This window comes from Pseudaeromonas pectinilytica (genome assembly GCF_054780855.1).
In genome coordinates, this window is the sequence record NZ_BAAGVN010000069.1 from 63,694 (window position 1) to 70,502 (window position 6,809).

Genomic DNA, 6,809 nt, shown 5'->3' on the forward strand with positions numbered 1-6,809 from the left:
ATCTCATCAACAAAGCAGGGGAAGGATTTCAGACTAGCTTACCCGCCGCAACGATGGGTGCAAGGCAATTCATCCATCCATCAGCGCAAGCCATTCGCAACACAGCGACAGTCACTCAGGAGTGATTAAAATTGCTGCACGGCCCAACCGATAAAGCGCTTTCGCTCTTCTGGTGTGGACTGCAAAAATAGTTGCTGCAGGGCCTGCTCCCGGGATTGCGCCGTGGCGGTGATGTCCGCCGCTGCAGCGGTAGATGACGCTGGCGCCGCCATCGCCGCAGCGGTGACCGCAGCAGTAGCCGCCACTGTGCTTGCCGTTGCTACCTGGCTCGCTGCCGCCGTCGGACTGGCCGTGGCAGCCGCTTCGTCCCGCAGATGATCGGCGAGCAGATCTTGATAATCGATGCCCAGAACAAACCCTTTGAGGGCTATCGGCTGCTGGCGTAGGCTTTGCTCTGGATACGCGCTGCCGCTCAGCGTCATGGCAGGGCTTTTCACGTACTGCTCCATGGCCGACTCACTGTTCAGTTGCGGCGCGCTGAGCGTCAAGGTCTCGTCACCCTTAACCAACACATGCAGCACCTGAGGATCCGAGGTCACCTCGATATCACTCTCGGAGTTGCTCCGGGCCGGCAACACGCCTTCGTAACGCACCAACAACTGATGCTCACCAGGGCTCAGGGTCAGGTTGCTACCGCTGATCGACTGCTGGGGCGACACCGCCAGCAGCCGCAACGGCGCCTTGATGATCAATTCGGCCGCCGACAACGGCAGGCTCATGAACAGGCTTAACAGGATCAATCCACCACGCATCACGCACTCCTTTCAATTGGGATGGCGCTAGCCTAGCAGGCAATTGTGACACTTTTGTCACATGACAACCCGATGGCGCTTTGATGACAGCGGCGGCGGATTGGGGGGCTGCCGAAACAAAACAGGCCTCATCACGAGGCCTGTTTTGAATGTCTCGGCTCTTCAGGTGGCCAGAGGAAACAGCTGTTGCAGATAGGCAATGATATCCAGCGACTCATACAACCAGTGACTACGACCAGCATCATCCTGGATCCGCAAGCATGGAACCTGCCGTTTGCCACCCCCAACCATCAGCGCCTCCAGATGTTCCCCTTGGGCGATATTGCGAGTCTCAAGCAATAGTCCAGCCTCGCGGCAATAGTCCGTCACGCGAACACAAAATGGACATGAAGGACGCATATACAGCGCCAAACGGGATAGATCGGTAACTGCGGGAATGGTCATATCAAGCTCCCAGAAGATGAATCGCCAAGCCAGTCTATCAGGCCATTGGCGATTCATCCCGCAGAAATGCTCTCAAAGTGCGGCGCAGAACTTCGGGAATCAGCTTGCCGACGAGGAAATCAGACTGCCACCGTTGCCGGAGTGGCTCACCGACAATGACGGCTGGGTCACGAAACTGTGCCAACTCTCGGCAGCCAAGGAAGCATGTACGGGAGTCCGGGAGTGCAGTGTCGGTCCTAAAGATGGCTCTGTTCTCACCGCCGCAGGGGCTTTCTCGCTGAAATAGGAAGCCACCAGAATCGCCAGCATGGCTCCAACGGCCACAATTTTACGTGTTTTCATACAACTACCTCCACCATCATTCGGGATTACTCATCCATCAATTGATGCCGTTCATCATGAAATCCCTCTTCACTCTGTGCCAGCTTCCAGAATGGCACCGCATATAACTGTTCTTTGCGCTGTTGACGTTGTTGTTTCAGATAACGTCGCAGCTGCTGCAGCGGCTTGGCTTCACCTGCCACGGTGACGCAAACCGTCGTCTGCGGCCATGGCCAGGCCTGTGCGGCCAGGCTCCATTGCCCTTGATGGGGATCGGCATCTACCAACCAATGCACTTCGATACCATCCGGGGCGGTCAGCGTCTGGATATCCAAGGCGTGTGGCACGCTGATAAACGCCGCGCCTTTGGCCTCGGCGGGTAACTGGGCCAATAAGGCCGCCAGCATCGGCAGGGCCGTCAGATCCCCGGCCAGTAATTGGTGACTGTCAGTGTGCAACCAGGCCCAGGGTTTGCCGGGAAGGGATACCCCGAGGCAAGCACCTATCTCGGCGTGCCGCGCCCAATTGACGGCCGGACCCGGAACACCATGCAGAACAAAATCAATCGCCAGACACTGGCCATCAAAATCCTGGACCGTGTAGCTGCGGATCGTCGGTTTTTGCGTCGCATCCGCCCAGACCGGACCGGCTGCCCCCCACTGCGGCAGCAAGGGTTCGGCTTGTCCCGGTTGCGGGAATAACAATTTCAGGTGTGCTCCGACGCAATCGGCGGGAAAATAAGCCAGCCCCTCACCGCGTAACCAGATGCGCATGACATGGCTCGAAATCTGGCGTCGCTCGGCCAACCACAGCAGCTGTGCTCGGGGGGATAAGGGTTGTTCCTGAGCGGTCATCGGATCCTCCTTTTTATTTCATCTATGACTGATTATACAAAGATGATAATAATTATCACTTGGTTTTTGATATTATCTCTCTCATATCCGTGCGCACGATGCGCGCCCAGGCGCAATTGCCATTCGGTGACGTCGGGCCAAAACAAACGGGCCCCAAAGGGGCCCGCTACAGAAGGGTTGGTGGTATGAAATGGTTGCAGAGTTAAATCGAGAAGGAAGATCCGCAGCCACAGGTCGCAGTCGCATTCGGGTTGGTCACCAGAAACCGGGAGCCTTCCAACCCTTCGATATAATCCACACTGCCACCGACCAGGTACTGCAGACTCATGCCGTCCACCACCATAGTGACGCCGTTTTTCTCAATCACGGTATCACCATCATTAATGCTCTCGTCGAAGGTAAAACCGTACTGGAAGCCGGAGCAACCACCACCGGTAATGTAGACCCGCAGCTTGAGATCCGGGTTTTCCTCCTCGGTAATCAGGTTCTTGACCTTATTGGCCGCAGCATCCGTCATCTGGATGGGAAACTGTATCTCAACGCTATCGCTCATGGTGTTACCTCATAATCATTGACCACGGGATTATCCAATACCCGAGTGGGCAGTTCAAGTATTCACCGCCCACCATCGAGTCGGGGCGAATGCATGTCAGATCTACCAGTGCCGCCCCTGAGGATGCCCGGCGATATCGACCCCCAGCGGATTTTGATATAGTCGCCCCATCATCATGTCCGCGTGATCACGACCTTGCGCCTAATGTCAGTAAGGAATCCTTATGTCAGCTCAATCCCTGCGCTCTGCCCAGTTGTTCGAACAAGCCCGCCACTCCATACCCGGAGGGGTCAACTCGCCCGTCCGCGCCTTCAACGGGGTCGGTGGTACGCCGCGTTTCATTGCTAAAGCCGATGGCGCCTATCTGTATGATGTGGATGGTCAGCGCTACATCGACTACATCGGCTCCTGGGGTCCCATGCTGTTAGGCCATAACCATCCGGTGATCAAAGCTGCGGTGCTGGAAGCGGTAGAGCGGGGCTTAAGCTACGGCGCCCCCACCGAGATTGAAGTGCAGATGGCCGAAACCATCCGTACTCTGCTGCCCTCCATGGAGATGACCCGCATGGTCAACTCCGGCACCGAGGCGACCATGAGCGCCATTCGCCTGGCGCGGGGCTTCACGGGGCGCGATAAGTTCATCAAGTTCGAAGGCTGCTACCACGGCCATGCCGACGCCCTGCTGGTCAAAGCTGGCTCCGGTGCCCTGACCCTGGGCCTGCCCAACTCCCCCGGGGTGCCGGCCGATTTTGTCAAACACACTCTCGTCTGTGACTTCAACAATCTGGCCTCGGTCCGGGCTGCGTTCGAGCAATACCCGCAAGAGATTGCCTGCATCATCGTCGAGCCAGTAGCAGGCAACATGAACTGCATTCCTCCGGTTCCGGGTTTCCTGGAAGGGCTGCGCAGCCTGTGTGACGAATTTGGCGCCCTGCTGATTTTTGATGAGGTGATGACCGGATTCCGGGTCAGCCTGCAAGGCGCCCAAGGCTTCTACGGCATCACCCCGGATCTGACCACGCTGGGGAAAATCATCGGTGGCGGCATGCCGGTGGGCGCCTTCGGCGGTCGTCGCGAAATCATGGAATATCTGGCTCCCGTGGGCCCTGTCTATCAGGCCGGAACACTCTCCGGCAATCCGGTCGCCATGGCAGCCGGTCTGGCAATGCTTCAGGCCATTCAGCAGCCAGGATTGTACGAAGCACTCAACCACAAGAGCCAACGCCTGGTGGAAGGCTTGAAACTGGCCGCCGAACACAATTCCATCGCCTTGAGTACGACGCAGGTCGGCGGCATGTTCGGATTCTTCTTCAGCGCTGAAGCCGAGATCCGCAGTTTCGAGCAGGTGACCTGCTGTGACATGGCGGCCTTCCGTCGATTTTATCATCTGATGCTGGAAGAAGGTATTTATCTGGCACCCAGCGCCTATGAGGCAGGCTTTATTTCACTGGCCCATGGCGATGCCGAAATTGATGCCACCTTGCAAGCCGCTGATCTGGCCTTCGCCCAGCTGCGTAATGAAGGCTTTGGTATTTAACTCATGGCTCGCCGCGAGTCACTGCGGCGGCGATAAGGATCCACAATGCACAGCAAGACTGAACTGATCAGCGCGGCCGAAGCTCTGCCCGGCCGCGACGAGGCCATGCGCCTCAATCCCCAGCACTTTGTTTCCGGTCATTCCATGCTGGCGCCCTATCCGGCGGGTCTGGAGCTGGCCTATTTTGCCATGGGCTGTTTCTGGGGTGTCGAGCGTCTGTTCTGGCAGCAGGCTGGCGTCTATGCCACCGCCGTCGGTTATCAGGGTGGCTTTACCCCCAATCCGACCTACAAAGAGGTGTGTACCGGCCTCACCGGTCACACTGAAAGCGTGCTGGTGGTATTTGATCCCCAGCAGATCCGCTATGCCGATCTGTTGAAGTTATTCTGGGAACAGCACGACCCGGCGCAAGGTATGCGTCAGGGTGGCGATATCGGCACCCAGTACCGCTCTGTGCTGTTCACGCTGAATGATGCCCAAGCTGCCGAGGCCGAAGCCAGTCGCCAGGCCTTTCAACACGCCATGGCTGCGGCTCAGGATCATCGCCCGGTCACCACTCAGATCACGCCAGCTCCTGTCTTCTATTTCGCCGAAGAGTATCACCAGCAGTATCTGGCGAAAAATCCGCAAGGGTATTGCGGCCTAGGCGGCATCGGAGTCTGTCTGCCGCCGTCCCTCCAAGGCTAAAAGCGAGTGAGTACTCACCGGGGACGGGCTGAGAGAGGAATCCTCTGTCAGCCCGTTTTCTTATAGCTAAATGATGTTAATCCCCGGCTGATGGCGGCCGATACTCAAGGTATCACCTCCGTTCGAGCAGGATGTCAGCCATGCGTATTACCGATCAGAAGCTTGTACAGGCGGCTGAACATCAACACCAGCAGCAACAGATCCGTCAGCAGGTGACCGTCAGCGGTCAACCCCTTACCGCGCAGGAGATCCGCGTCAGTCAGCGCAGTGAACAGTACCGCGAGATGGCCGTCAGCAGCACCCAGATCACCCCCTTGAGCAGCAACTACCAGCCCGCCGAAGTCCAACAAGCCACGACGCTCAACCGCCGGGATCTGGCCCGTCTGGCCAAGGAGCAACAAGCCAGCGAAGGGGCGCGACAACTGGAGAAATTTCGTGCCGAGCGCGCGCAGGAGCAGCCCCAGTTACACAACTTTCAATCCACAGCCAGCGGCAGCACAGCGAGTCTGAGCGGATTAGACGAAGGCGATCTGTCACTGGATAGCCATATGCGCATTCTCAAGGCCCTGCTGGAAGCCATGACCGGCATCAAGATCCACCTCGGCGGCTCACGCTCGACAGACGCTCAGAGTGTTGCCCCCCCAGGCGGTGCGACGACCCCGAGCACAGCGACTGCCCCAACAACCGCCCCAGCTGAAGCCCCTCCAGCCGTCGATCAGACGGTGCAAGTCACCGAGCTCAAGATGGAGCAGGAGCAACTGCGCTTTGTCGCCACGGGCTCGGTCACCACAGATGATGGCCGCGAGATCCGGATTGATCTCGGTTTTGCGCTGGATTACCAATTGACGGAAGTCAGCGAACGCTTGACCAAAGCCTCGGCCCTCAAAGATCCCCTGGTGCTGAATCTGGAAGGTCAGGTCGCAGGCTTCACACAAGCCCGTTTCAACTTCGATCTGAGCGGCGATGGCGTGCAGGAACGACTGCCGATGCTGGCCAGCGGCTCGACCTTTCTGGCGCTGGATCGCAACGGCAATGGCCAGATCGACAATGGAACCGAGCTGTTCGGCGTGCAAAGCGGCAACGGCTTTGCCGATCTGGCGCAGTTTGATCAGGATGGGAATGGTGTCATCGATGAGGGTGATAGCGTGTTTGCCGAGCTGCGGTTGTTCCGCCCTGGCGAAGCCCTGCTGACGCTGGGCGACAAGCAGATCGGCGCCATTTTTCTCAACGCCACCGCCACCCCCTTTATGCATCTGGCGGCCAACCAGGGCACCGACGGCGAAAGCCCGGCCGTACTGCGCCAGACCGGCCTGTATCTGACAGAAGATGGCAAAGCCGGCACAGTCCAACAGGTCGACCTACGAGTTTAACGTGCAGGCCAAAACCGATCAGTCAGGGCGTAAAAAAGGGGCTGAAAAGCCCCTTTTTTATAGTTCCACCCTCGTTTACGGGGCGATTGGATACTCGCTAGCTCCTATATCCGGAGCCGCGCCAACAACTCGTGGTAGACCCTGCCAATGGCCTTGTTGATCAAATCCAAAGTCGGATACTCGCTCCCCAACCCGCCGGGCGGGCTTAGTTGACGGCCTGCCGAATGGGCA

General features: G+C 58.0%; 8 protein-coding genes. 3 read left to right on the forward strand and 5 right to left on the reverse strand.

The features are described 5' to 3' along the window. Window positions 1-125: 125 nt before the first annotated feature. The 5 genes from ACYVG7_RS05175 to erpA form a co-directional block, all read right to left on the reverse strand. Complete coding sequence (locus ACYVG7_RS05175) at window positions 126-812, reverse strand: DUF2057 family protein (RefSeq protein ID WP_460882157.1); 687 nt, start codon at window positions 810-812, stop codon at window positions 126-128. Between the two features lie 162 nt (window positions 813-974). After that, window positions 975-1,256 (reverse strand): glutaredoxin family protein, encoded by a 282-nt coding sequence (locus tag ACYVG7_RS05180; RefSeq protein ID WP_460882158.1) that lies wholly within the window; start codon window positions 1,254-1,256, stop codon window positions 975-977. A gap of 99 nt (window positions 1,257-1,355) precedes the next feature. Continuing rightward, window positions 1,356-1,598 carry a hypothetical protein gene (locus ACYVG7_RS05185; protein ID WP_460882159.1) on the reverse strand — a complete coding sequence of 81 codons (243 nt, stop codon included), beginning with the start codon at window positions 1,596-1,598 and terminating at the stop codon, window positions 1,356-1,358. A gap of 26 nt (window positions 1,599-1,624) precedes the next feature. After that, complete coding sequence (locus ACYVG7_RS05190; RefSeq protein ID WP_460882160.1) at window positions 1,625-2,431, reverse strand: siderophore-interacting protein; 807 nt, start codon at window positions 2,429-2,431, stop codon at window positions 1,625-1,627. Between the two features lie 202 nt (window positions 2,432-2,633). Beyond that, on the reverse strand, window positions 2,634-2,984 hold the full coding sequence (gene erpA / locus ACYVG7_RS05195; protein WP_460882161.1) for an iron-sulfur cluster insertion protein ErpA: 351 nt from the start codon (window positions 2,982-2,984) through the stop codon (window positions 2,634-2,636). A 223-nt stretch (window positions 2,985-3,207) separates the two neighbouring features. On the opposite strand from erpA, the gene hemL reads away from it, so the two are divergent. The 3 genes from hemL to ACYVG7_RS05210 all read left to right on the forward strand — a co-directional run bounded on the left by hemL (window position 3,208) and on the right by ACYVG7_RS05210 (window position 6,578). Further along, window positions 3,208-4,521: a glutamate-1-semialdehyde 2,1-aminomutase gene (gene hemL / locus ACYVG7_RS05200; RefSeq protein ID WP_460882162.1), complete on the forward strand. Its 1,314-nt coding sequence runs from the start codon at window positions 3,208-3,210 to the stop codon at window positions 4,519-4,521. Between the two features lie 45 nt (window positions 4,522-4,566). Next, window positions 4,567-5,208, forward strand: coding sequence for a peptide-methionine (S)-S-oxide reductase MsrA (gene msrA / locus ACYVG7_RS05205; RefSeq protein WP_460882163.1), 642 nt, complete (start codon window positions 4,567-4,569; stop codon window positions 5,206-5,208). 140 nt (window positions 5,209-5,348) lie between these two features. Then, the gene (locus tag ACYVG7_RS05210) at window positions 5,349-6,578 is read left to right on the forward strand and encodes a hypothetical protein (protein ID WP_460882164.1); all 1,230 of its coding nucleotides are present in this window, start codon (window positions 5,349-5,351) and stop codon (window positions 6,576-6,578) included. The last annotated feature ends 231 nt before the right edge of the window (window positions 6,579-6,809 follow it).